The sequence below is a fragment of the Acuticoccus kandeliae genome, assembly GCF_003073115.1.
In genome coordinates, this window is record NZ_QBBV01000001.1 from 612,399 (window position 1) to 635,658 (window position 23,260).

Sequence of the window (23,260 nt, forward strand, 5' to 3'; positions counted from 1 at the left end):
GGATTGCGAGGCACCGAAGCTCGCGCGGGGAACGCCGTACGTAATCTTAGATTGAGAGCGAAACGCGCGCGTGGTGGATGCCAGAGGCCGGCCGGACCGGGCGCGCGCCACCGATGCAGTGTGAGGGGTGGGGCGGCACATTGAAGGACGTCCCTGGCCGGCCGGAACGCGATGTATCGCGGTGGACATCCGGGGCGGGTGCCGAAAAGAGATGCGCGGGCTGATGGAATAATACGCAATCTGACGCATCATTCGGCGAAATAGGCCAAGTCATCTATAGGTCTTGACCGTAATTTCTCGCAAGAATAGCCTCCTTACCTCAAGTCCATAAGAGGACTTCAGGGCAGCGTGCGAGGCTGGATGGCCGACAAGGCGAATGGCGGCAGGCAATCTGAGCGGAATGGCGGTCGGGCGAAGCATCGCCAGATCTCCGAGGAGCTGCTGAGCGCCATCGAGAGCGGCCGCTGGCGCCCCGGCGATCAGCTCCCGTCCGAGGAGCAGCTCGCGGCCGAAAGCGGGGCGAGCCTCGGCACCGTGCAGCGGGCGCTGCGCAGCCTCGTGGAGATGGGCGTCGTCGAGCGGCACCACGGACGCGGCACGTTCGTCTCCGGTGCGCGCGCGGCCGAACGGCAGCTCCGCCATTTTCGCTTCATGGCGGACGGCGGAAACAAGCTTCTCCCCGTCTACTTCAAGATCCTGTCCATCGAGTTGACCGACGAGACCGGTCCCTGGAGCCAGTTCTTCGGCAATCCGGACGACGGCTATATTCACATCCGCCGTATCGTGTCGGTGAATGACGAGTTCGACTGCTACAGCGAATTCTATCTCCCGGCCTCGCGTTTCTCAGGCATGGCGCGGATCACGCCGACCGTGCTGAACGGCGTCTCCATCCGCGACATGCTCGCCGAGCGCTTCAACGCGCCGACCCTCAACGCGCGCCAGACCATGGCCTGCCAGGTCCTGCCGCCGCGCGTGACGCGTCTCATCAACATTCCCCCTGGCCAGTTCGGCATCGTGTGGACCGTCTGGGGGATGTCCTATCGCGATGCGCCGATCACCTGGCAGCGCATCTTCATTCCGCCGACCGATCGGGTGATCGAGTTCGCCCCGGCGTCCGAGACCTCCATAGGAGGTGTCGTCAATTGAGCCGATCCGCCTCATCCCCTCCACCCCACCGGCAAGCACCGGCACGTCACCGGGAAGGAAAGTCATGAATAGGACCATCGAGACGTTGAACTTCGCAGCGCCGACGAATGGCTGGCGCCACCTCCTCCACCGTGCGTCGAGCCGGATCGTCAGCCGGGCGGCCCTCGCGGTCGGCGCCGCCGGGCTCGCCGCCCAGCTCGTCGCCGGCCCCGCCGCCGCGCAGGACTTTCCGGAGCTCAGCCTGCGCTTCGGCCACCCCTATGCCGAGTCTCATCCGCTCGCGCAGGGTGCGCAGAAATTCGCAGACATCGTGAAGGAGAAGAGCGGCGGCGCGATCACCGTCAATGTCTTCCCGAACAGCACGATCGGCTCCTCGCGCGACCTCGTCGAGAGCATGCAGATGGGCGTCGTCGACTTCGCGCTGGTGCCGACGACGAACGTCGCGAGCTTCTACCCGCCGCTCGACATTTTCTATCTGCCCTTCCTCTTCCGCGACAAGGAACACGCCTACGCGGTCGCCGACGGCCCGGTCGGCGAGGAACTCTATACAGGCCTCCTCGATGCCACCGGCATCCGCACCATCGGCATGTATGAGAGCGGCTTCCGCACGATCACGACCTCCAAGACCAAGGTCGAGAAGCCGGAGGACATGAAGGGCCTCAAGTTCCGTGTCGTGAACAATCCGCTCAACGTCGCGACCTTCGCCGCCCTCGGCGCGAACCCGACCCCGATGGCGCTCTCCGAGGTCTTCACCGGCCTCCAGCAGGGCACGGTCGAGGGGCAGGACAACCCGGTCGGCAACGTGAAGGCCTTCGGCTACGACAAGGTGCAGGACTTCATCACCCTGTCCCACCACCAGTGGGCCGGCATCATGTTCCTCGCCGACGGCAAGAAGTGGGAGACCTACCCGGACAACGTGAAGGCGCTGTTCGACGAGGCCGCCGCCGAGACCGAAGCCTGGGAGCGCGAGGAGCTGAACGCCGTCGAGGCGAAATATCTCTCCGAGATGGAAGCGGGCGGCATGACCGTCACCCGCCTCACCCCCGAGCAGATGAAGGCCTTCCAGGACGCGATGGCCCCGATCTGGGACGAGTATCGCGAGAAGCTCGGCGCGGACCTCATCCAGAGCGCGGTCGACGCTCAATAATCCCGACGCGCCGCCAGGACACACCGGACAGACCGAAATGACGCTCGTGCGCAAACTTCTCGACGCCTCCGAAATGCTCCTGGCGGCGCTCTGCGTCGCCGCCTTCTTCGCCATGTTCGTCCTCGGCGTGGCGACGGTGGTGTTCCGCTTCCTCCTCTCCTCCTCGCTCGCCTTCCCGGACGAACTGATCCGCTATCTCTTCGTGTGGGCGATGTTCCTCGGGGCCGCGATCGCGCTGCGCCGGAACCTCCACGCGGCGATCGGCATCGTGGTGGAGAACCTGCCTGGCGCTGCCAAGCGCGTCGCGCTGATCCTCGCGACGCTCGTCTCGATCGCCTTCTTCCTCGTTCTCGTCTCGAAGGGGTGGCTCCTCACCCTTCGCGTGGTGCCGCAGATCTCGCCCGCGCTCGAGGTGTCGATGGCCTGGGTCTATGCCGCCGTCCCGGTCGGCGCGGCCTTCATGCTGATCTATGCGGTCGAGCTGCTCGTGCACCAGGTGCGCGCGCCGCAGGCCGAGCTCATCACCAGCGGCAGCTGATCCCTTCTCGCTGACAATCGGAGACGTGAGAGAATGACGACCGCCGCGGTGTTCATCGCCCTCGTCGTGCTGATGCTCATGAGAGCGCCCATCGCGGTCGCGCTCGGCCTGTCGAGCGTCATCGGCCTCTATCTCAGCGGCATCAATCTCGAGATCGTCGTGCAGCGGATGTTCTCGTCGAACAATTCCTTCCCGCTGCTCGCGATCCCCTTCTTCATCCTCGCCGGCGAGATCATGTCGATCGGCGGCATGTCGCGCCGCCTCGTGAACTTCGCGGGCTCGCTCGTCGGCCACTTCACCGGCGGCCTCGGCGCGGTGGCGATCCTCGGCTCGTCCTTCTTCGCGGCCCTCTCCGGCTCCAACGCGGCGACGGTCGCGGCCATCGGCGGCGTGATGAACGGCCCGATGGAGGAGAAGGGCTACCGCCCGTCCTACACCGCCGCCACCATCGCCGCGGCGGGCGTCACGGGCATGATCATCCCGCCCTCGATCCTCCTCATCCTCTACGGCGTCGTCACCGGCGTCTCGATCGCGGATCTCTTCCTCGCTGGCTTCCTGCCGGGCGTCCTCATCTGCATCAGCCTCCTGATCCTCAACTGGGTGATCACGCGGCGCGAGGCGATCGAGAAGACGCCCTTCGGCGGCACCAGCGAGATCGTGCGCACCTTCAAGGAGGCGTTCTGGCCGCTCCTGATGCCGGTCATCATCCTCACCGGCATCTATGGCGGCGTCTTCACGCCGACCGAGGCCGCGATCGTGGCGGTGCTCTACGGGCTGATCGTCAGCCTCTTCTACGGGGAGCTGACGGCGGCGCGCCTCTACCGCGCCTTCTTCAAGGCGGTGCTGTCCTCGGCGGTGGTGATGTTCATCATGAACGCGGCCGGCGTCTTCGCCTGGCTGATCACCATCAACCAGATCCCGCAGAACATCTCCGCCTTCCTCGCCGACATGGCCGGGAGCCAGACGGTCTACCTCCTCTTCGTCAACATCTTCCTCCTGATCGTCGGCTGCATGATGAACGCGGCGGCTGCGATCGTGATCTTCACCTCGATCCTCTACCCGGCGGCGATGGCGTTCGGGATCGACCCAATCCTCTTCGGCATCATCATGTCGGTGAACCTCAGCATCGGCACCGTGACGCCGCCCCTCGGCGTCGACCTCTTCATCGCCTCGGCCATCACCAAGGTGTCGGTCGAGCGCATCGTGGTCGTGATCTGGCCCTACATCCTCGTCCTGATCCTCGACCTCTTCCTCATCACCTACATCCCGCCGATCTCGACGCTGCTCGTCGACATTTTCGGCTGACCGACCCGCTCGGACGACCAGGAGACCATCAGCGATGACGACGCCCGCCAAGACGGCAAGGCCGTGGGAAGAGATGAACAGCGGTGTCATCCTGGAGCCGATCGCGACCAGCGATCTCGGCCACGCCACCATCACGCCGGACGGCCGCTTCGAGGCCGGCTCCTACGCCTCCTTCACTCTGACCTACACCGCCGGCACCTTCGGCATCGACGATTCGGGGAGCCTGCGCGTCGTCTTCCGCTTCGCCTCAGACCAGAGCAACCCGCAATTCAACGACCCGGCCGGCGCGCACTACGCGACGGTCGAGGCCTCGAACGGGGCCGTGCTCCAGGTGCGGTGGGACCCGAAGCAGAACGTGCGGCCCTGGGACCGCACGCTCTGGATCAAGGTGGTGAAGGGCTACCTCAAGGAGGGCGACACGATCGTCATCCGCTTCGGCGTCACCGACCATGGCGGCCCCGGCATGCGCCTCCAGACCTTCTGCGAGGGGACGTTCGAGTTCCGCGTCCTCGTCGACCCGATCGCGACCTTCAACTTCCAGCCGCTGCCGGTGCAGCCGACGATCGCGATCGTGCCCGGCAAGCCGGAGCGCTATGTCGCCGTCCTGCCGACCCGCCGCCGGCCGGGCGAGCCGTTCGCGCTGAAGGTCAAGGGCGAGGACAAGTGGGGCAACCCGTCCGACCAGTGTGACGCGACGCTGCACCTCGAGGCGGTCGGCGCCATCGAGGGCGTCCCGGCGACCGTCACGCTGACGCCGGGCTCCTTCGCGGCGGAGGCGGGCGGCCTCTCGGTCGCCTTCCCCGGCGACGTCGCGATCCGCCTCCGCGATGCCGACGGCACGATCGTCGCCGAGACCAATCCCCTCCGCATCGAGGACACGAAGTCGGTCCATTTCTGGGGCGACCTCCACGGCCAGTCGGAGGAGACCATCGGCACCGGCAGCGCGCGCGAATATTTCGCCTTCGCCCGCGACCGCGCCTTCGTCGACGCCTGCGGCCACCAGGGCAACGACTTTCAGATCACCGACGAGTTCTGGGACGAATTGAACCGCATCACGGCCGAGTTCGACGAGGCGGGACGCTTCATCGCGCTCCCCGGCTATGAATGGTCGGGCAACACCGCGCTCGGCGGCGACCGGAACGTGTTCTTCCCGCAGGAGGACCGCATCATCCGCCGCTCCTCCCACGCCCTCATCGAGGATCGCGCGACCGCCCGATACGACTGCACCACCGCCGCGCGCCTCTTCGAGGCGTTCGCGGAGGCGGGCGAGTTCGACGTCGTCTGCTACGCCCATTGCGGCGGGCGCTATGCCGACATCGAGGTCGCCCATGACGGCCGGTTCGAGCGCTCGGTCGAGGTGCACTCCTCCTGGGGTACGTTCGAGTGGCTGCTCCACGACGCCTTGAAGCTCGGCTATCGGGTCGGCGTCGTCTGCAACTCGGACGGCCACAAGGGGCGGCCGGGGGCGAGCTATCCGGGGGCGGGCAAGTTCGGCGCGATCGGCGGCCTCTCCTGCTTCCTGATGCCGGAGCTGACGCGCGCCGGCCTCCTCGACTGCATGAGGAAGCGCCACCATTACGGCACCACCGGCGGGCCGACGGGGCGCATGATCATCGATCTCGGCGCGACCTTCGAGACCGAGGGCACGCTCTATCACGACGATCCGCTCCTCTTCGAGGCGAAGGGCCGGCCAGCGACGACGGCCGAGATGGGCGACATCGTCCACCTTCCCGACGGAGGTATGAGCCTCTCGGTCTCGATCGCCTGCAACGCGCCGATCGAGCGGGTGGACATCTTCAACGGGCTCGACCTCGTCGACACGGTGCGCCCCTACGGCAAGGGCGAGCTCGGCAACCGCGTGCGGGTCCAGTGGGAGGGCGCGGAATATCGCGGCCGCTTCCGCGAGGTGATTTGGGACGGCGGCGCGAAAGTCAGCGGCAACACGCTCGCCGCCGCCCGGCCGGTCAACTTCCTGAACCGCGACAAGGTGCTGGAGGAGGACGGGCCGAACGCGGTGAAGTGGAAGGCGCTCACCACCGGGAATTATGGCGGCGTCGACCTCGTCCTCGACGACGCGAATGCCGGCACGCTGCACCTGTCGACCCCGCTCGTCTCCTTCGACCTGCCGATCGCCGAGATCGGGGTGGAGGATCGCGTGTTCGACGCGTCGGGCGAGCTGCCGCGCTTCGTGAAGGTGTTCCGGTTGCCGACAGACAATCCGCACCGCACCCTTTCCTTCACGCGCACGATCAAGCTGCGCCCCGAAGGCGACAACGCGATCTACATCCGCGTCACGCAAGAGGACGGAACGCGAGGCTGGACGAGCCCGATCTACATCTATCGTTGAGGGCTTCCCTCTCCGGTGGTGAGACACCTTGACACAACAGGGGCGCGGCATGGACTGTGCGCGCCTCGCAAGAGTGCAAAGACACTCGCTTGAATGATCCTGGGGAGGAAACGCCGTGCTGAAAAAGCTCGTGCTGAGTGCTGTCGTCGTGGCTGGATCGATCCACACGGCGGCAGCGCAGGATGTGACGCTCCGCGCGGCGCACATCGAGTCCACCGAAAGCGCCACACATCGCGCCTATGAACGGTTCGCGAGCCTCGTCGACGAGAAGACGAACGGCGCGGTCGAGGTGCAGGTCTTCCCGGCCGGCCAGCTCGGGGGCCTGCGCGATCTCTATGAGGGGATCAAGCTCGGCTCCGTCGACATCACCTCGTCGGGGCCCGACTACACCGCGAACCTCGCGCCCGTGATGGTCGTCGCCGCGCTCTATTATAGCTACGACGATGTCGACCACGCGGACCGCGCGCTCGACGGCGAGTTCGGCGCCCGCCTCTCCGACGCGCTCGCGCGCGACGCGGGGATGCGCGTCCTCGCATGGGGCGAGCTCGGCTTCCGCTCCGTCTTCAACACCGAGCGTCCGATCAACACCGTCGGCGATTTCTCCGGCATGAAGATCCGCGTGCCGGAGGCTCAGCTCCACCTCCTGCCGATGAAGGCGCTCGGCGCCTCGCCGACCCCGATCCCCTATGCCGAGGTCTACACCGCGATGCAGACCGGCATCGTGGACGGGGCGGAGGGGACGCCCGCCGTCGTGAAGCAGCAGCGCTTCGACGAGGTCTCGAAATATTACAGCCTCACCCGCCACCTCTTTAACCCGATCCACCTCGTGGTCAGCGCCCGCAAGTTCGACGGTCTCACGCCCGAGCAGCAGGCCGCGGTGACGGAGGCGGCGCGCGAAGCCTTCGCCGAGCAGCGGCGCGAGGCGCGGGCCGACAACGAGGCCGCGCTGGAAGCACTGCGCGGGCAGGACGGGATCGAGGTGAACGAGCCGAGCCGCGAGGAGATGCGCTCCGCCGTGGAGCCCACCTGGAACGAGCTCATCGCGCCGCTCGGCGACGAGGGCCAGCAGCTCCTCCAGCTCCTCCTCGACGCCCGCGACGGCTGATCGCGGCCTGTGCCGATGCGCGATGATGGGGCGCGGCCCGCGCGGCGCCCCATGCCTGCGGGAGGGCGGTGAATGCGGCTGATCGCGATCCTCGAAGCCATCGTGATGGCCGCGCTCGTCGCCCTCTTCTCCTACATCGTCGGGATCACCTTCGTGCAGGTGATCCTGCGCTATGTCTTCGGCAATTCGCTGCCCTGGGTCGACGAGACCTCGCGCTACGCCTTCATCTGGCTCGTCTTCCTCGCCGCAGCCCTCGCGACACGGCGGGCCCAGCACATCGCGATCACCGTCATCGACGACACGTGGCCCACGATGCGCACGCCGCTCCTCGTCCTCGGCGACGTCGCGATGATCCTCTTCGCGGGGATCATCGGCTATGGCGGGCTCGGCCTGATGGCGGTCAACACGACGACGACCGCGCCGGCGACCGGGTGGTCGATGGCCGCGGTGCAGACGATCCTGCCGCTCTTCGGCGGCCTTACCGCGCTCTTCGCGCTCGCCCACCTCGCGGACATGGCGCTCCAGCGCCGGCGTGCCGTGGGCTCATGACCATTCCGCCCGGCTCCCGTCCATGCTGATCACGCTCGCCGTCGCCTTCTTCGTCCTCCTCATCCTGCGCGTCCCGGTCGCGGCGGCGATGGGGCTGTCGGGCGCGCTCGCGCTCCTCACCTCGCCGATGGACCTGCCGCTCGAGGTGGTGCCGCAGCGCCTCTTCGTGCTGATCGATTCCACCTCGCTTCTCGCGATCCCCTTCTTCATCCTCGCCGGTGCGATCATGGAGCGCGGCGGTCTCTCGCAGCGGATGATCGGGCTCGCCGAATCGATGGTGGGCCACTGGCGCGGCGGCCTCGCGCAGGTCGACGTGGCGGCGAGCGCCATCTTCTCCTCCCTGACCGGCTCCTCCGCCGCGAGCGCGTCGGCGACCGGATCGGTGATGATCCCGGCGATGAAGCGGGCGGGCTATCCGGCCGGATACGCCGCGGCGCTCGAAGCCTCCTCGGCCGCGATCGGGCCGATCATCCCGCCCTCCATCATCATGGTGGTCTACGGCTCGCTCGCCGGCGTCTCGGTCGGCGATCTCTTCCTCGCGGGCGTCGTCCCCGGCCTCCTCATCACGCTCGGCCTCTTCGTTGTGAACTATATCGAGGCCGGCCGGAAAGGGTGGGGCGGGGCGCAGAAGGCCACCTGGGCCGAGCGTCTCACCGCGATGCGGCGGGCGGGTGCGGCCCTCATCACGCCGATCATTATCATCGGCGGCATCCTCCTCGGCGTCTTCACGCCGACCGAGGCGGGGGCGGTCGCGGTCGTCTACGCGCTCGTGGTGACGATGTTCGTGTACCGCTCCATGTCGCTGCCGACCCTGGGGCGCGCGCTCGCGGACGCCGCGCTCACCACCGGGATCGTCGGCCTCATCATCGCGGCGGCGGGGATCTTCGGCTGGGTGCTCGCGCTGGAGCGCGTGCCGATGATGATCGTCGGCACCGTCCAGGCGCTGACGGACAGCCCGTGGATCGCGGTCGCGATCATCGTCGCCTTCGTGCTCCTGATCGGCTGCTTCGTGGACGTGACGGCGGCGGTGATCGTGCTCGTCCCCGTGCTCCACCCGCTCGGGATGGCGTACGGGTTCGACCCGGTCCATTTCGGCATCATCCTGTGCGTCGCCCTCGTCTACGGCAACGTGACACCGCCGGTCGGCCTCCTCCTCTACCTGACAGCGCGGATCGCCGACTGCTCGGTGACCGAGGTGATGCGCTACCAGGTGCCGTTCTACATCGTCCTCAGCCTTGCCCTCGTCCTGACGATCCTCCTGCCGGACCTGGTCCTCCTCCTGGCTCGGCTCTAAAGAACGGCTCTCGCTCTATTGGAGCATAGAGCGAGAAAAAGCCGTTCGATATCCAAGAGCTAGATCAGCTTGTCCGCGCTCGACCGAGCGCGGGATGATCTAGAGAGCCGCCTCCGTCTCCCGCTCGTCGGCGGGGGCTTCGATCGTCTTCGCCTCCGGCTCGATCTCGCCGCGCTTGGCGAGCCAGTCGGCGATCAGCCAGCACGAGAGCGCCCACGCCGCGCCCGCGGTCCACCCGGCGACGACGTCCGTCGGCCAGTGGACGCCGAGATAGACGCGGCTCGCCCCGACGAGGCCGCTGAGGAGGCAGGCGAGGAAGATGAGGTAGGCCTTGATCGAGCGACGCGGCTCGATGCGAGCGAGGATGGTCGCGAGCGTGAGGTAGGTGATCGCCGCCATCATCGAGTGCCCGCTCGGGAAGCTCGCGCTCATCACGTAGGATTCGTGCGGGACGAGATCGGGGCGCGGCCGGTCGAAGAGGTGCTTGGCAAGGTTCGAGAAGACGACGCCGCCGCCGATCGAGGCGAGGAGGAACAGCGTCGTGCGCACCCGTCCATGGAGGAGCATCAGCCCCGAGACGGCGAAGGTGATGAAGGTGAGGACGCCGAACCCGCCGAGCGCGGTGAAGTCGCGCACCATCTCCTCCACCCAGGCCGGGCCGAGCGGGTTCGCGGGATCGCCCGGATCGCGCAGCGCGAGGAGGATCGCGGTGTCGAGGGCGTGCGTCTCCCCCTCCATCACCTCGTCCGCGACCGCCATGAAGATCCAGGCGCACGCGGCGACGACGAGGAGCGCGGCGAGGGCGCGTGGCTCGAACAGAGGCTTCACCGCTCGCATCCCGATTCCGCGCCAGTCCCGCATCGCCACGCTCCCGATTTGTGTCCGCTTTCGTCACATAGGGCGACGAGCGGCCGCTGCCCGCAGCGTGATCGGCGATTGCGGCCCGCGGCGCAATGCGCGACACGGGGGCAACCCTTCTGCGCCGAGAGCCATCCGATGATCGCCGACCCCGAAATCGCCGCGCGCCTCGACACCGTGCGTGCCGTCATCCACGAAGCCGGGGCGCTGGCCTCGTCCTATTTCGCCGACATCCACGCCCTCGAGATCGAGGAGAAGCAGAACGGGCAGGACGTTGTGTCCGTCGCCGACAAGGCCGTCGAGGATCTCGTGAAGGGGCGGATCGGCCGCGCCCATCCGACGGACGGCTTTCTCGGCGAGGAGACCGGCCTCACCCCCGGCCCGTCGGGCTATCTCTGGGTGATCGACCCGATCGACGGGACGAGCTGCTTCGTCCACGGCCGCAACGACTGGTGCGTGTCGATCGCGCTCCTGAAGGACGGCGAGCCGGTCCTCGGCATCATCCTCGCGCCGCGGCTCGACGAGCTTTTCCTCGGGGTGAAGGGGGAGGGGGCGACGCTGAACGGCGCGCTGATCCACGTCGACACCAAGAGCCACCTGACGCAGGGCCTCCTCGGCGTCGGCGCGAATTTCCGCGTTCCGACCGAGAGCGTGCCGCGCTTCACCTATCGCCTCATGGAAGCGGGCGGCATGTTCATCCGCAACGGCTCGGGCGCGCTGATGCTCGCGGAGATCGCGTGCGGCCGGCTCGTCGGCTACTACGAGCCCTACATCAATGCCTGGGATTGCCTTGCCGCGCTCCTCATCATCCGTGAGGCGGGCGGCTGGACCGCCGATTTCCCGACGCGGGAGCCGGCGATCCTCCACGGGGCCCCGGTGATCGCGTGCGCGCCGCAGGTGCGGGCCGATCTCCTGGGGCTGATCGAGGCGACGAAGGCCGACCTCTCCCGCTGATGGTGGACCGGGGCGTCGCCGCCCCGGCCCGTCTTAGAAGCCGACCGCCTTCGGGAACCACAGGACGATGGCGGGGAAGAGGATGCAGAGCGCCAGCGCCGCGAGCTGGAGGAGCGTGAAGGGGATCACGCCTTTGTAGATGTCCTCCAGCCGCAGCGAGCCCTTGCCCACCTGCCGCAGATAGAAGAGCGCGGGCCCGAAGGGCGGGGTGAGGTAGGAGGTCTGCAGGTTCACCGCGACGATGATGGCGAACCACAGGAGGATGCTCTCCGACGGGATGCTGTCGCCGAGATCGAGCGCGGCGACGATCGGGCGGAAGACCGGCAGGATGATGAGCGTGATCTCCAGCCAGTCGAAGAAGAAGCCGAGCAGGAAAATCAGCGTCATCAGGAGGATGAGGAGCCACCAGTCGTGGAGGTCGAGCATCTCCAGGACGTGGATGATCGCATCGTCCCCGCCGAGCGCGCGGAACACGTAGGAGAACAGCGTCGCGCCGCAGAAGATGCCGAAGATCATCGCGTTGGTGAGCGCTGAATCGAACACGACCTCCTTGAGGAGGCGCGGCCGCAGTGTCCCGGCGCACAGCGCGAGAACGGTCGCTCCGAATGCGCCGACGCCCGCCGCCTCCGTCGGCGTCGCGATGCCGAAGACGATCGAGCCGAGCACCACGATCACGAGCGCGGTCGGCGGCACGAAGCCCTTGAGGAGCAGGATGACGAGGTCGCGCCGCGTGCCCGCATAGGGTTCTGTCGAGCGCGGCATCAGGCGCGGCCGCAGCATCGCCGTCACGACGACATAGACGACGTAGAGCCCGGCGAGGAGGAGCCCTGGAAAGACCGCGCCGGTGAAGAGGTCGCCGACGGGAATCGCGAGGAGGTCGCCCATGATCACGAGCATGATCGAGGGCGGGATGAGGATGCCGAGCGTGCCGGAGGAGGCGATGACGCCGGCGGTCGTCGCCTTGTCGTAGCCGCGCTCGCCCATCACCGGGAGGGCGAGCATCCCGAGCATCACCACCGACGCGCCGACGATGCCGGTCGTGGCGGCCATGATCGTGCCCATCAGGACGACGGCGAGGGCGAGGCCGCCCGGCACGCGCCGCATGAGGACGGAGAGGATCTCGAGCAGGTTGCGCGCGACGCCGCTCTTTTCGAGCATCACCCCCATGAAGATGAACATCGGGATGGCGACGAGGACCTGGTTCTCGGCGATCGACCCCCAGATGCGGCTCACGATGAGGAAGAGCTGCATCGGGTTGAAGCTGCCGAAGACGATCGCGCCGGCGGCGTAGAAGAGGCCGACGCCCGCGAGGCAGAACGCCACCGGGAAGCCGGTGAAGAGCAGCGCCATCAGGACGCCGAGCATCGATAGCGGCAAGGCCGGGCCGTAGGCCATCATAGGCCGGTTCCCTCGTGCTCGGTGTGCTGGGGCGGGGTGGCCCCGAGGAGGATGGCGAGGTTGGAGGCGATGGCGGCGACGGCCGCCATCAGCAGGGTTCCGAAGCCGAAGAGCAGGAACGATTTGATGATCCAGCGGTGCGGCAGCCCGGTCTGGGAGGCCGAGCCCTCGTCCATCGCGAAGGAGCGGGCGACGAACGACCAGCCATAATGGAGCACCACCAGGCAGAAGGGGACGAGCATCAGGAGCGCGCCGAGGAGCTCGATGGTCGCCACCGCCTTGGGGCTGAAGCGGGCCGACAGGATGTCGATCCGCACGTGCGCCCCTTCCACGTAGGCGTAGCCGAGACACAAGAGGAACAGCGCGGCGTGGAGGTGCCACTCGAGGTCCTGCAGCTTCGTCGATCCCAGCACGATGAAGCGGCGCGTCACCACGTCGAGCACGATGACGAGCATCAGCGCGATCGCGAGCCATGCGGCGAGCTGGCCAATGCGGCGGGCTACGAGATTGAGCCCGCCCGCCACGGAAAGGAGCGCCTGCATCGGCTTATTTCAGATAGCCGATGTCGCGCCAGATCTTGTAGTTCTCGCGGAAGGACGAGAAGCTTTCATAGGCGCGGGCGAAGTCGGGATCGGCGGCGATCTGCTCGGTGATCACCTCGTCGAAGGCCGCCTTGATCTTGGCGAGGTCCTCGTCGGACCAGGTGTGGAGTTCGACGCCCTTCGCCTTCAGCTCTTCCAGCGCGGCGAACTGGATCGCCTCGCCCTCGGCGATGCCGTAGCGCACATTGTCGCCGCACACGGCCTCGATCTGGGCCTGCTGCGTCTCGCTCAGCGCGTCCCAGCGGTCCTTGTTGATCATGAGATCGAAGAAGGTCGACTGCTGGTGCCAGCCGGGGAAGTAGTAGTGCTTGGCGATCTGGTAGAAGCCCATCTTGAGGTCGATGGCGGGCTGCACGAACTCGAGCCCGTCGATCACGCCACGCTCCAGCGCGGGATAGACATCCGGCGCGGCGAGGAGCTGGGCCGACACGCCGAGCTTTTCGAGCGCCTTCGCGCCGAGGCCGAAGAAGCGCAGCTTCTGGCCGGCGAGCTCGTCGACGCTGTTGACCGGGTTGCGGAACCAGCCCGAGCCTTCCGGCGCGAGCATCCCGCACATCACCGAGTGGATGCCGTATTTGGCGTAGATCTCGTCGAAGATCTCCTTGCCGCCGCCGAAATAGAACCAGGCCATGTATTCGGGCGAGGCCGGGCCGAAGGGAAGGGCCGCGAACACCTGGAGCGCGGGGACCTTGCCGCCCCAGAAGCCGGGCGTCGAGAAGGCGGCGTCGATCGCGCCGACCGACACCGCGTCGAACACCTCGAGCGGCGGGACGAGGGCGTTCGGCTCATAGAAGCGGATCTCGATGTCCCCGCCCGAGACCTTCGCGATCTGCGATTCGAGACGCTTGCCGAGCGTGCCGAGCTGAGGCAGCGCGCTCGCGAAGGTGCCGGCCATCTGCCACTGCACCTCCTGGGCGAAGGCGGCTGAGCTCAGCGCGGCCGTCGCGGTGATTGCGAGCGCCGTGCGGCGGATCGCGGTCCTCACTCCCGTCATTGCCATCTCCTTGATCGCGTTGCCCACCGTCTGGACAACTGTTGCCTAACAAACAATCTCGGGTGTCTCGCGGGCAACGGGCCAACGAACCCCTGCCATCACGCGTCGCAAGGGGCGTGCCAAAATCTCTAGACTTTCAGCTTATATTCGTTCCAAATGTTGCGGTGGGTGCCGCGTCACAATCTCTGGACACGCTGCAAATCGTTGCCTAAGAAGCAACATGGACAACAACGGAGACTGCGATGTGGTCGGGTGAAGTCATGCATCTTCACATTTGCCCGCGGGCCTTCCTGCCCATGCAGGCGCAAGAGGCAATCACCCTCGTCGCCGGGCGGGGGATCGAGGGCGACCGGTACATGCTGGAGACCGGCTTCTACTCGGACAAGCCGGAGATCGGCCGCCAGGTCACCCTCTTCGAGATCGAGACGCTGGAGGCGCTGAAGCGCGACTTCGACATCGACCTCGCCCCGGAGGAGCACCGGCGCAACGTCACCGTGCGCGGCGTCCCGCTGAACCACCTCGTCGGCCGCCAGTTCCGCCTCGGCTCGACCCTTCTGGAAGCGACGCGCCTCTCCTTCCCGTGCAAGCATCTCGACGAGATCACGGGCAAGGAGGTGTTCGACCCGCTCGTCCACCGCTGCGGCCTCAACTGCCAGATCCTGGAAGGGGGCGTCGTGCGCGTCGGCGACAAGGTCACCCCGCTCTAGGCCTGGATCCGGAGCCTAGGCATGGCCCGTCACGTCACGACGGTCGTCCGGCGCATCGAGAGCCTGACGCCCGAAATCCGCCTCCTGGAGCTGATGGACCCGGATGGGTGGCCGCTGCCGCCCTTCACGGCGGGCGCGCACATCGATCTGCATCTGCCGAACGGGCTGACGCGGTCCTATTCGCTGTGCGGCGACCCGGCGGTGAAGGACCGCTGGGTGCTCGCCGTGCTGCGCGAGGCGGCGGGCCGGGGCGGCTCGGCAGCCGTCCACGACCTCGCCTTGGGGGACGAGGTCGCCTGCTCGCTCCCGCGCAACCACTTCCCGGTCGCCCGCGAGGCGCGGCGGCATGTCCTTCTCGCCGCCGGCATCGGCGTGACCCCGTTTCTCGCGATGGCCGCCTCCCTCGACCGGGCCGGAGCCGACCATCACCTCCATTTCTGGGCGCGCGAGCCGGCCGCCGCGCCCTTCCTGGCCGAGATCGAGGCGCGCGCCGAAGCGGGCCGGGCGACGCTTCACTTCACCCGCACCGGGGACGGCAGCGCGGCGCGCCTTGCCGAGATCGTCGCCGCGGAGGCGGGGGAGGGCGTCCACGTCTACGCCTGCGGCCCGACCCGCTTCCTCGACGCCTACGAGGCGGCGACCGCCGGTCTCGATCCCGAGACTGTGCATCAGGAATATTTCGTGCCGCCGCCCGTGCCCGAGCGGGCCGGCGCGGGTCCCTTCGAGGTCGAGTTCGCGAAGTCCGGCCGCGTCGTCATCGTGGAGCCCGGCGACACCATCCTCGCCGCCGCGCGGCGCGAGGGGATCGCGGTCGAGGCCTCGTGTGAGGGTGGCATCTGCGGAGCGTGCAAGGTTGCCGTCCTCGCCGGTACGCCCGACCACGCCGACCGCGTCCTCAAGGCGAGCGAACGGGCGGAGGCGATGATGATCTGCGTCGGCGGCGCGAAGTCGCCGCGCCTCGTCCTCGACCTCTGAACCGATGCGAGCGCTTGCCCTCGACCGGCGACTGAGGGCATTTCCATGAAGTCTGGTCGCCCTCGCGCGGCCGGGCCTATTTGTGCATTCCTTTGTCCGTGAGAGAGATGTCTGACGCCCCAGCCCTTCCGCCCTCCAGCATGCCCACCGCAGGGTTGGGGCGGGCCATCCGTGCGCTGCGCGTGGAGCGGGGCGTCAGCCTCTCCCAGCTCGCCCTCGCCGCCGCCCTCGACAAGGGCTACCTCTCGCGCGTGGAGCGGGGGCTGAAGATCCCGTCGGTCGCGGTGGTGCTGCGCATCTCGAGCGCGCTCGACGTGTCGGCCGCCCAGCTCTTCGGCGCGGCGGAGAATCACGACCTCGTCTTCGTGACGCGCGCGGGCGACCGCTCCGGCCTCACCGCCGAGGACGCGGACTATCACATGGAGCTTCTGACCCGTGGCTCGAACGGGACGGGGCTCGAGGCCTTCCTGATGTTCCCGCCGCTCGAATTCATCGAGGACCACAAGGTCGAGCATCGCGGGGAGGAGCTGCTCTACGTGGTGCGCGGCGCCGTCGAGGTGCGCTTTCCGGAGACCGTGCTCACCCTCGCCACCGGCGATTCGGTGCAGTTTCCGGGGCCCCTGTCGCACCAGGTCCGCCGCCTCGATCCGGAGGCCTGCGTCCTCGTGGTCGTCAGCGGCTCCTGAACCGCGCCCGTCTCAGCCCGGATTGGGCGCACCATAGCGCAGGCCGTCCATCAGGAGGCGCACGAGGCGGCGCGACCGCTCCGTCCAGTCCGGCCCGTCCGAGGCCGAATAGATGCTGGAGAGCGCATGAAGCACGTCCGCGCTGTCGACATCGGCGCGCACCGATCCCGCCGCGACAGCCTTGTCGAGGAGATCCGTCAGCGTGCGGGGGATGAGGCCTGACACCTCGGCGAAGAGCGGCGAATTCGACTCGATGAGGAGCTTCAGGCTGTCCTTCATGCCCCGCTTCGTCGCGATATAGTCGACGAAGCGCTGCATCCACCCGGCGAGCGCCTCGTCCGGCGACCTGGTGGCCGACAGCGTCTCCGCCGCGCTCACGAGCGCCTCCAGCTCGCGTCGATAGACGGCCTCGATCAGCGCCTCGCGCGTCGGAAAATGGCGATAGAGCGTGCCGATTCCCACACCGGCCTCCCGCGCGATCCCTTCGAGAGAGGTGTCCACCCCGTCGGTCGCGAAGGCCCTGGCCGCGACGTTCAGGAGTCGATCCCTGTTGCGCTTGGCGTCGGCGCGCAGCGGGCGGTCGGACGTCTTCGCTGTGGCGGCGGAGGTGTCGGACGGCCGTGACAAGGGGTTTCCTGTAATTGGCATAAGCCAAAAATAATCGCCCGCCGGTCCTTGAACCAAGGGGCGGCCGGCGTTACATCGCCTGAAAGCGGAGGAGCCTCCGCTTATTTCTATCCTTTGATCCTAACGCATCGCCGGGCGCTTTGCCATCGGTCACGGTCGCGACGCCCCGAGGGCGCGCCGCCGTTCGCCCCGCGCTGCGACGGGTCATCCTGCCCGACACAGGAGCGTTCGAATGCCCGAACCACGAGACGTCACGCTCGACATCAACGGCCGGCGCCACACGCTGACGATCGAGCCGCGCGTCACCCTGCTCGATGCCCTGCGCGAAAATCTGGGGCTGAACGGCACCAAGAAGGGGTGCGACCAGGGCCAGTGCGGCGCCTGCACGGTCCACGTCGACGGCGAACGCCAGCTCGCCTGCCTGATGCTCGCCGTGCAGGCCGAAGGCAAGGCGATCACCACCATCGAGGGCCTCGCCGCGGCCGACGGGACGCCCCACCCGGTGCAGCAGGCCTTCATCGAGGAAGACGCCTTCCAGTGCGGCTACTGCACGCCCGGCCAGATCATGTCGGCCGTCTCCTGCATCCGCGAGGGCCATGCCGGGTCCGACGCGGAGATCCGCGAATTCATGGCCGGCAATCTGTGCCGCTGCGGCGCCTATCCCAACATCGTGGCAGCCGTCCGCAAGGCGGCGGAGGTGAGCGCATGATGAATTTCGACTATGTCCGCGCGGCGAGCGTCGAGGACGCGGCGGCGCGCGCTTCCCTTCCCGGAGCGAGCCTCATCGCCGGCGGGACGACCCTCATCGACCTTGCCAAATGCGACGTCGCCCGGCCGCAGATGGTCGTCGACATCACCGGCCTTCCCGGCCTCTCCGACATCAATGCCGAGGATGGGCGCGTCACCATCGGCGCGCTCGCCACGATGAGCCGCGTCGCGGCCGATCCCGTCATTGCGGCCGAGTTTCCGGCGATCGCCGAGGCGCTGCTCCTGTCGGCCTCCGCGCAGCTGCGCAACATGGCGACGATCGGCGGCAACCTCCTCCAGCGCACCCGCTGCACCTATTTCCGCGACCCGGCCGCTTATCCGGCCTGCAACAAGCGCAATCCGGGCTCGGGCTGCGCCGCGCTCGGCGGCCACGCGCGCGAGCACGCGGTGCTCGGCGCCAGCGAGAGCTGCATCGCGCTCTATCCGGGCGATCTCGCCGTGGCGCTCGTCGCGCTCGACGCGACGGTCCACACGAGCCGGCGCGACATCCCGATCGGCGATGTCTTCCTCCAGCCGGGCGCGACGCCCGAGCGTGAGACCGTCCTCGAAGGCGGGGAGGTGATCCTCTCGGTCTCCGTGCCGCGCACGCCGGACCTTCGCTCCGCCTACATCAAGGTGCGCGACCGCCAGTCCTACGAGTTCGCCGCGGCGAGCGCGGCGGCGGCGGTCTCGCTCGACGCCGACAACCGCACGATCCGCACCGTGCGCGCCGCGCTCGGCGGGGTCGCGACCGTCCCCTGGCGCGCCCCTGCGGTGGAGGCGGCGCTCGTCGGCCAGCCCTTCGACGAGGCGAGCGTGCGGGCCGCGAGCCGCGCCGCGATGGAGGGCGCGCTCGCCCACGGCGGCAATGAGTACAAGATCGAACTCGGCCGACGCGTGCTCGCGCGCGCGATCCTGGCCGCCGGAGGCATCCGATGACCCTAGCAGAAGCCCCCATGAAACGCGGTGATGCATCCGACGGCGGCGCCGCCGGTCCGCTCGGCCGCGCCCACACCCGCGCCGACGGTCCGCTGAAGGTGCGCGGCGCCGCGCCCTATGCGCTGGAGCACCCGGTCGAGAACCCGCTTTATTGCGCGATCGTGCAGTCGACGGTCGGGGCGGGCCGCCTCGTCTCGGTCGACCGGAGCGCGGCCGAGGCGAGCCCCGGCGTGCGCCTCGTGCTCGACGCTTCCAACACGCCCTCGCTCTCGCCGGCGCTCGACGTGTTCGGCAGCGCGCAGGACCGCCCCTACCGCCCGTTCCTGACCGACATCACCCACAACGGCCAGCTCGTCGCCGCCGTCGTCGCCGACACGCGCGAACAGGCGGTCGCCGCGGCCGCGCTTGTGCGCGTCGAGATCGAGACGGCCCCCGTCGTCGCGACCTTCGAGGACCCGGCGTCCGGGGAGGGGGACCGGATGCCCGGCCTCGACAAGGGGCGGGGCGAGGCGGAGGCCGCGCTCGCCGCGGCGGAGGTCACCATCGAGGCGACCTACCACACGCCCCGCGAGTACAACACGCCGATCGAGCCGCACGGGCTGATCGTGGAGTGGAACGGGCCGGACCGGCTCACCGTCTACGAGCCGAGCCAGTGGGTCGACGGCATGGCGCGCACCTACGCCGAATGGTTCGACCTGCCGTTCGAGAATGTGCGGATCGTGTCGCCCTTCATCGGCGGCGGCTTCGGCTCCAAGGCGCGGGCGCACAATTACTCGGCCGTCAGCGCCATCGCGGCGCGCCAGCTCGGCCGCCCCGTGAAGCTCGCCCTCACGCGCCCGCAGACCTTCACCGCCTTCGGCGGCCGCCCGTCCACGCGCCAGACGCTGAAGCTCGGTGCGACGAAGGAGGGGCACCTCGTCTCCATCGTCCACGAGGGGGCGAGCGAGACCTCGATCGGCGGCAGCTTCGTGGAGCCGCTCGGGATCGTCACCGGGTTGATGTACAAGGTGCCGAACTTCTCCTCGCGCCAGAATCTCGTGCACGTGAACACGGTCCTGCCCGGCGCCTTCCGCGCGCCCGGCAAGAATCCGAGCGCGTTCGGCCTCGAGTGCGCGATGGACGAGCTTGCCTATGCGCTCGGCATCGACCCGTTGGAGCTGCGCCTGCGCAACGAGCCGGAGGTCGACCCCGAATCCGGCAAGGCGTGGTCAACCCGGCGGATGCGCGAGGCCTACGAGGCCGGCGCCGCCGCCTTCGGCTGGGCCGACCGGCGGCACGAGCCCGGCACCATGCGGCGCGGCCGCCAGAGCGTCGGCTGGGGCATGGCCTGCGGCACCCACCCGGTCTACCGCACGCCCGGCGAGGCGATGGTGCGCATCCTCGCCGACGGCTCGGTCGAGGTGCTGTCGAGTTCGACCGACATGGGGACGGGGACCTACACCATCCTCGCCCAGACCGCCGCCGACGTGCTCGGCGTCCCGGTCGAGCGCGTCTCCGTCTCGCTCGGCGACTCGCGCCTGCCGCGCGCGCCGGTGTCGGGCGGCTCGCAGCTCGCGAACCTCATGACCGGCGCCGTCCATGTTGCCGCGTCCGCGGCGCGCGAGGAGCTGATCGCGCTCGGCCTCACCGACCCGGCCTCGCCGCTGCGCGACCAGGCGAACACGCTGGAACTCGCGGACGGGATGATCGGTGCCCCGCGCGGCGCGCAGATCTCCATCGCGGCGCTGATGGCCGCCACCGGCCGCCCGGTGATCGAGACGCGGCGCAACACCCTCGCCAACCCGAACGCCACCCCGGAAGAGAGATTCGCGAACTTCACCTCCCTCGCCGGGTTCATGTCGCCGACCGAGGGGGACTATTCGCGCCACTCCTGGTGCGCGCACTTCGTGGAGGTGCTCGTCGACGAGGATTTCGGCACCGTCCGCGTCTCGCGCGTCGTCTCCGCGCTCGACGCCGGCCGGCTCTACAACCCGAAGCTCGCCGACAGCCAGTTCAAGGGCGGCATCGTCATGGGCATCGGGCAGGCGTTGCTGGAAGAGGGGGTGGCCGACCCGCGCAACGGGCGCATCCTCAACGCCAACCTCGCCGACTACCGGATCGCCACCAACGCGGACGTCCCGGACATCGAGACCATCTCGGTCGGCATCCCGGACCCGAACGCGACGCTCCTCGGCGGCAAGGCGGTGGGCGAGCTCGCGATCGTGGGGATGGCCTCGGCGATCGCCAACGCCGTCCATCACGCGACGGGCAAGCGCGTGCGGCGCCTGCCGATCACGCTCGACCGGCTGATCTAGCGCGCTTGCCGCTCAGGTTGGATCAACCTGAGCGAAGAGCAATCGCGCCAGACCGATGGAGCGAGACGTGTTCTAGGGCGCGGCTGGGTCAGCCCGGCAGCGCAGCCGGATTGCGGACATGGCACGCCGCGCGCGTGCCATGTCCCGTCTCGGCGAGGACGGGCCGGATGCGCGCGCACCGCTCCTCGGCGATCGGGCAGCGCGTGACGAAGGGGCACCCTTTCGGTGGATTGAGCGGGCTCGGCAACTCGCCCGCGAGGATCGTCTGCCGCCGGGCGCGCTGCGCCTTCGGGTCGGGCAGCGGAATGGCGCTCATCAGCGCCTCCGTGTACGGGTGGACCGGCTTCTGGAACAGGATGTCCGCCCCGCCATCCTCCGCGATCGTGCCGAGATACATGACGACGACGCGGTCCGCGATGTGCCGCACGACGGAGAGATCGTGCGAGATGAAGAGGTAGGAGAAGCCGAACTCGCGCTGGAGCCGCATCAGGAGATTGAGGATCTGCGAGCGGATCGAGACGTCGAGCGCGGAGACCGGCTCGTCGCACACGATGAGCTTCGGCTGCGTCGCGAGCGCGCGTGCGATCACCACGCGCTGGCGCTGGCCGCCCGACAATTCGTTCGGGTAGCGCCGGCCCTGTTCCGGGCTGAGGCCGACGATCGACAGGAGCTCGGCGACCCGCGCCTTGCGCGCCGCGCCCGCCATCCCGGCGATGATCAGCGGCTCGGCGATGCTGTGCGCGATGCTGAGCTTCGGATTGAGCGCCGACACCGGGTCCTGGAAGATCACCTGCATGTCGCGGCGCAGGCGCGCCCCCTCCGCCGGCGGCAGGGCGAGGAGGTCCTGCCCCTCGAAGAGGATGCGCCCCCCGCTCGCCTTCACGAGGCCGAGGATGGCGTTGCCCGCCGTCGACTTGCCGCAGCCGCTCTCGCCGACGAGCGCGACCGTCTCGCCCCGCCCGATCTCGATCGACACCCCGTCGACCGCCTTCACGATGCCCGTCGTGCCGCCGAGCCAGCCGCCGCGAACGGGGAACTCGACGCGCAGATCCTCCACCTTCAGCAGCGCTTCGCTCACGAGACGCTCGCGAGCTGATCGATGTGCCAGCAGGCCGACAGGTGGCCGGGCGCGATCGCGGCGAGCGGCGGGGTGGCGGCGCACGTCTCGTCGGCGAGCGGGCAGCGGGTGCGGAAGCGGCAGCCCGAGGGCCAACTCGACAGGTCCGGGACCGTGCCTTCGATCACCTTCAGCGCCTCCTTGCGGGTGCCGGTCATGCGCGGGATCGTGCCGAGGAGGAGGCGCGTGTAGGGATGGCTCGGCGCCTCGAAGATGGCGTCGACCTCGCCCGTCTCCACGATGCGCCCGCCATACATCACGCACACCCGGTCGGCGATGTCGGCGACCACGCCCATGTCGTGCGTGATGATGAGGATCGCCGTCCCCTGCTCGCCGCGCAACTCCTTCATGAGGCGCAGGATCTGCGCCTGGATCGTCACGTCGAGCGCGGTCGTCGGCTCGTCCGCGATGAGGAGGCGCGGGTGGGAGATCAGCGCCGAGGCAATCATGACGCGCTGGCACATGCCCCCCGACAGCTCCACAGGGAGCTGGCGCGCGCGGCGCTCGGCCTCGGGGATGCCGACATGGCGCAGCATCGCGAGCGCCCGCGCCTTCGCCTCCCGCGGCGAGGCGCGGCCGTGGACGACGAGGCTCTCGGCCACCTGGTCCCCGACCGCCATCAGCGGGTTCAGCGAGGCGACCGGCTCCTGGAAGATCATCGACAGGCGCTCGCCGCGGATCGCGCGCATCTGCCCCTCATCGAGGCGAAGGAGGTCGGTCCCGTCGAGCATGACCGAGCCCGCGCTCGCCTCGGCCGCGGCGGGGAGGAGGCCCATGATGGAGAGCGCGGTGAGGCTCTTGCCCGACCCGCTCTCGCCGACGAGAGCGACCACCTCGGCCGGCCCCACATCGAGCGAGATGCCGTCGACGACGGCGCTGCCGCGGATGTCGACCGCGAGATCGCGCACGGAGAGGACCGGGGCCGGCATCG

22 protein-coding genes are annotated in these 23,260 nt (G+C 68.6%); 15 read left to right on the forward strand and 7 right to left on the reverse strand.

The genetic code is table 11. From position 1 onward, the window contains the following. The first annotated feature begins 360 nt into the window (after positions 1 to 360). From DBV35_RS02835 to DBV35_RS02870, 8 genes are all read left to right on the forward strand, one after another. Positions 361 to 1,146, forward strand: coding sequence for a GntR family transcriptional regulator (locus tag DBV35_RS02835; protein WP_108658726.1), 786 nt, complete (start codon positions 361 to 363; stop codon positions 1,144 to 1,146). A gap of 64 nt (positions 1,147 to 1,210) precedes the next feature. After that, a complete protein-coding gene (locus tag DBV35_RS02840; RefSeq protein WP_108658727.1) occupies positions 1,211 to 2,293 on the forward strand; it encodes a TRAP transporter substrate-binding protein in 1,083 nt (360 codons plus the stop codon). Positions 2,294 to 2,330: 37 nt separating this feature from the next. Beyond that, positions 2,331 to 2,831: a TRAP transporter small permease gene (locus tag DBV35_RS02845; protein ID WP_108658728.1), complete on the forward strand. Its 501-nt coding sequence runs from the start codon at positions 2,331 to 2,333 to the stop codon at positions 2,829 to 2,831. Between the two features lie 33 nt (positions 2,832 to 2,864). Next, positions 2,865 to 4,136, forward strand: a complete 1,272-nt coding sequence (locus DBV35_RS02850; protein WP_108658729.1) for a TRAP transporter large permease — start codon at positions 2,865 to 2,867, stop codon at positions 4,134 to 4,136. 34 nt (positions 4,137 to 4,170) lie between these two features. Next, positions 4,171 to 6,483, forward strand: a complete 2,313-nt coding sequence (locus tag DBV35_RS02855; RefSeq protein ID WP_205648441.1) for a PHP domain-containing protein — start codon at positions 4,171 to 4,173, stop codon at positions 6,481 to 6,483. A gap of 115 nt (positions 6,484 to 6,598) precedes the next feature. Beyond that, positions 6,599 to 7,588: a TRAP transporter substrate-binding protein gene (locus DBV35_RS02860; RefSeq protein ID WP_108658730.1), complete on the forward strand. Its 990-nt coding sequence runs from the start codon at positions 6,599 to 6,601 to the stop codon at positions 7,586 to 7,588. A gap of 72 nt (positions 7,589 to 7,660) precedes the next feature. After that, positions 7,661 to 8,137, forward strand: a complete 477-nt coding sequence (locus tag DBV35_RS02865) for a TRAP transporter small permease (protein WP_108658731.1) — start codon at positions 7,661 to 7,663, stop codon at positions 8,135 to 8,137. 22 nt (positions 8,138 to 8,159) lie between these two features. After that, positions 8,160 to 9,431, forward strand: coding sequence for a TRAP transporter large permease (locus DBV35_RS02870; RefSeq protein WP_108658732.1), 1,272 nt, complete (start codon positions 8,160 to 8,162; stop codon positions 9,429 to 9,431). Between the two features lie 99 nt (positions 9,432 to 9,530). Here the strand turns inward: DBV35_RS02870 and DBV35_RS02875 are convergent, their stop codons facing one another. After that, on the reverse strand, positions 9,531 to 10,268 hold the full coding sequence (locus DBV35_RS02875; protein ID WP_108660521.1) for a phosphatase PAP2 family protein: 738 nt from the start codon (positions 10,266 to 10,268) through the stop codon (positions 9,531 to 9,533). 159 nt (positions 10,269 to 10,427) lie between these two features. On the opposite strand from DBV35_RS02875, the gene DBV35_RS02880 reads away from it, so the two are divergent. After that, positions 10,428 to 11,243, forward strand: a complete 816-nt coding sequence (locus DBV35_RS02880) for an inositol monophosphatase family protein (protein WP_108658733.1) — start codon at positions 10,428 to 10,430, stop codon at positions 11,241 to 11,243. A gap of 33 nt (positions 11,244 to 11,276) precedes the next feature. Here DBV35_RS02880 and DBV35_RS02885 read toward each other — a convergent pair whose 3' ends face one another. Genes DBV35_RS02885 through DBV35_RS02895 form a run of 3 tightly spaced genes read right to left on the reverse strand, consistent with a single transcriptional unit; the run spans position 11,277 to position 14,237 of the window. Continuing rightward, complete coding sequence (locus DBV35_RS02885) at positions 11,277 to 12,641, reverse strand: TRAP transporter large permease (RefSeq protein WP_205648442.1); 1,365 nt, start codon at positions 12,639 to 12,641, stop codon at positions 11,277 to 11,279. Further along, positions 12,638 to 13,183 (reverse strand): TRAP transporter small permease subunit, encoded by a 546-nt coding sequence (locus tag DBV35_RS02890; RefSeq protein WP_108658734.1) that lies wholly within the window; start codon positions 13,181 to 13,183, stop codon positions 12,638 to 12,640. The genes DBV35_RS02885 and DBV35_RS02890 overlap by 4 nt, the downstream gene beginning before the upstream one ends. Positions 13,184 to 13,187: 4 nt before the next feature. Further along, a complete protein-coding gene (locus tag DBV35_RS02895; RefSeq protein ID WP_108660523.1) occupies positions 13,188 to 14,237 on the reverse strand; it encodes a TRAP transporter substrate-binding protein in 1,050 nt (349 codons plus the stop codon). Positions 14,238 to 14,497: 260 nt separating this feature from the next. Between DBV35_RS02895 and DBV35_RS02900 the strand changes: the two genes are divergently transcribed. The 3 genes from DBV35_RS02900 to DBV35_RS02910 all read left to right on the forward strand — a co-directional run bounded on the left by DBV35_RS02900 (position 14,498) and on the right by DBV35_RS02910 (position 16,605). After that, positions 14,498 to 14,944 (forward strand): MOSC domain-containing protein, encoded by a 447-nt coding sequence (locus tag DBV35_RS02900; RefSeq protein ID WP_245943820.1) that lies wholly within the window; start codon positions 14,498 to 14,500, stop codon positions 14,942 to 14,944. Between the two features lie 21 nt (positions 14,945 to 14,965). Then, positions 14,966 to 15,919: a PDR/VanB family oxidoreductase gene (locus tag DBV35_RS02905; protein WP_108658736.1), complete on the forward strand. Its 954-nt coding sequence runs from the start codon at positions 14,966 to 14,968 to the stop codon at positions 15,917 to 15,919. Positions 15,920 to 16,026: 107 nt separating this feature from the next. Further along, positions 16,027 to 16,605 (forward strand): helix-turn-helix domain-containing protein, encoded by a 579-nt coding sequence (locus DBV35_RS02910; protein WP_108658737.1) that lies wholly within the window; start codon positions 16,027 to 16,029, stop codon positions 16,603 to 16,605. A 12-nt stretch (positions 16,606 to 16,617) separates the two neighbouring features. Here the strand turns inward: DBV35_RS02910 and DBV35_RS02915 are convergent, their stop codons facing one another. Continuing rightward, positions 16,618 to 17,253 carry a TetR/AcrR family transcriptional regulator gene (locus DBV35_RS02915; RefSeq protein ID WP_108658738.1) on the reverse strand — a complete coding sequence of 212 codons (636 nt, stop codon included), beginning with the start codon at positions 17,251 to 17,253 and terminating at the stop codon, positions 16,618 to 16,620. A gap of 211 nt (positions 17,254 to 17,464) precedes the next feature. Between DBV35_RS02915 and DBV35_RS02920 the strand changes: the two genes are divergently transcribed. From DBV35_RS02920 to DBV35_RS02930, 3 genes are read left to right on the forward strand one after another with little or no spacing between them, the layout of a single operon-like run. Beyond that, complete coding sequence (locus tag DBV35_RS02920; RefSeq protein WP_108658739.1) at positions 17,465 to 17,941, forward strand: (2Fe-2S)-binding protein; 477 nt, start codon at positions 17,465 to 17,467, stop codon at positions 17,939 to 17,941. Further along, positions 17,938 to 18,918 carry an FAD binding domain-containing protein gene (locus DBV35_RS02925; protein ID WP_108658740.1) on the forward strand — a complete coding sequence of 327 codons (981 nt, stop codon included), beginning with the start codon at positions 17,938 to 17,940 and terminating at the stop codon, positions 18,916 to 18,918. Before DBV35_RS02920 ends, DBV35_RS02925 begins: the two co-directional genes overlap by 4 nt. Then, a complete protein-coding gene (locus tag DBV35_RS02930) occupies positions 18,915 to 21,212 on the forward strand; it encodes a xanthine dehydrogenase family protein molybdopterin-binding subunit (protein ID WP_108658741.1) in 2,298 nt (765 codons plus the stop codon). The genes DBV35_RS02925 and DBV35_RS02930 overlap by 4 nt, the downstream gene beginning before the upstream one ends. A gap of 88 nt (positions 21,213 to 21,300) precedes the next feature. Here the strand turns inward: DBV35_RS02930 and DBV35_RS02935 are convergent, their stop codons facing one another. Both DBV35_RS02935 and DBV35_RS02940 read right to left on the reverse strand, forming a co-directional pair. Beyond that, positions 21,301 to 22,290: an ABC transporter ATP-binding protein gene (locus tag DBV35_RS02935; protein ID WP_108658742.1), complete on the reverse strand. Its 990-nt coding sequence runs from the start codon at positions 22,288 to 22,290 to the stop codon at positions 21,301 to 21,303. After that, a complete protein-coding gene (locus tag DBV35_RS02940; protein WP_108658743.1) occupies positions 22,287 to 23,258 on the reverse strand; it encodes an ABC transporter ATP-binding protein in 972 nt (323 codons plus the stop codon). The genes DBV35_RS02935 and DBV35_RS02940 overlap by 4 nt, the downstream gene beginning before the upstream one ends. Positions 23,259 to 23,260 lie beyond the last annotated feature (2 nt).

Excerpts from the sequence above, each read along its gene's own strand:
- DBV35_RS02835 (WP_108658726.1), top strand. The coding sequence starts at position 361 with ATGGCCGACAAGGCGAATGGCGGCAGGCAATCTGAGCGGAATGGCGGT.
- DBV35_RS02840 (WP_108658727.1), top strand. The coding sequence starts at position 1,211 with ATGAATAGGACCATCGAGACGTTGAACTTCGCAGCGCCGACGAATGGC.
- DBV35_RS02845 (WP_108658728.1), top strand. The coding sequence starts at position 2,331 with ATGACGCTCGTGCGCAAACTTCTCGACGCCTCCGAAATGCTCCTGGCG.
- DBV35_RS02850 (WP_108658729.1), top strand. The coding sequence starts at position 2,865 with ATGACGACCGCCGCGGTGTTCATCGCCCTCGTCGTGCTGATGCTCATG.
- DBV35_RS02855 (WP_205648441.1), top strand. The coding sequence starts at position 4,171 with ATGACGACGCCCGCCAAGACGGCAAGGCCGTGGGAAGAGATGAACAGC.
- DBV35_RS02865 (WP_108658731.1), top strand. The coding sequence starts at position 7,661 with ATGCGGCTGATCGCGATCCTCGAAGCCATCGTGATGGCCGCGCTCGTC.
- DBV35_RS02870 (WP_108658732.1), top strand. The coding sequence starts at position 8,160 with ATGCTGATCACGCTCGCCGTCGCCTTCTTCGTCCTCCTCATCCTGCGC.
- DBV35_RS02875 (WP_108660521.1), bottom strand. The coding sequence starts at position 10,268 with ATGCGAGCGGTGAAGCCTCTGTTCGAGCCACGCGCCCTCGCCGCGCTC.
- DBV35_RS02880 (WP_108658733.1), top strand. The coding sequence starts at position 10,428 with ATGATCGCCGACCCCGAAATCGCCGCGCGCCTCGACACCGTGCGTGCC.
- DBV35_RS02885 (WP_205648442.1), bottom strand. The coding sequence starts at position 12,641 with ATGATGGCCTACGGCCCGGCCTTGCCGCTATCGATGCTCGGCGTCCTG.
- DBV35_RS02890 (WP_108658734.1), bottom strand. The coding sequence starts at position 13,183 with ATGCAGGCGCTCCTTTCCGTGGCGGGCGGGCTCAATCTCGTAGCCCGC.
- DBV35_RS02895 (WP_108660523.1), bottom strand. The coding sequence starts at position 14,237 with ATGACGGGAGTGAGGACCGCGATCCGCCGCACGGCGCTCGCAATCACC.
- DBV35_RS02900 (WP_245943820.1), top strand. The coding sequence starts at position 14,498 with ATGCATCTTCACATTTGCCCGCGGGCCTTCCTGCCCATGCAGGCGCAA.
- DBV35_RS02905 (WP_108658736.1), top strand. The coding sequence starts at position 14,966 with ATGGCCCGTCACGTCACGACGGTCGTCCGGCGCATCGAGAGCCTGACG.
- DBV35_RS02910 (WP_108658737.1), top strand. The coding sequence starts at position 16,027 with ATGTCTGACGCCCCAGCCCTTCCGCCCTCCAGCATGCCCACCGCAGGG.
- DBV35_RS02915 (WP_108658738.1), bottom strand. The coding sequence starts at position 17,253 with ATGCCAATTACAGGAAACCCCTTGTCACGGCCGTCCGACACCTCCGCC.
- DBV35_RS02920 (WP_108658739.1), top strand. The coding sequence starts at position 17,465 with ATGCCCGAACCACGAGACGTCACGCTCGACATCAACGGCCGGCGCCAC.
- DBV35_RS02925 (WP_108658740.1), top strand. The coding sequence starts at position 17,938 with ATGATGAATTTCGACTATGTCCGCGCGGCGAGCGTCGAGGACGCGGCG.
- DBV35_RS02930 (WP_108658741.1), top strand. The coding sequence starts at position 18,915 with ATGACCCTAGCAGAAGCCCCCATGAAACGCGGTGATGCATCCGACGGC.
- DBV35_RS02940 (WP_108658743.1), bottom strand. The coding sequence starts at position 23,258 with ATGCCGGCCCCGGTCCTCTCCGTGCGCGATCTCGCGGTCGACATCCGC.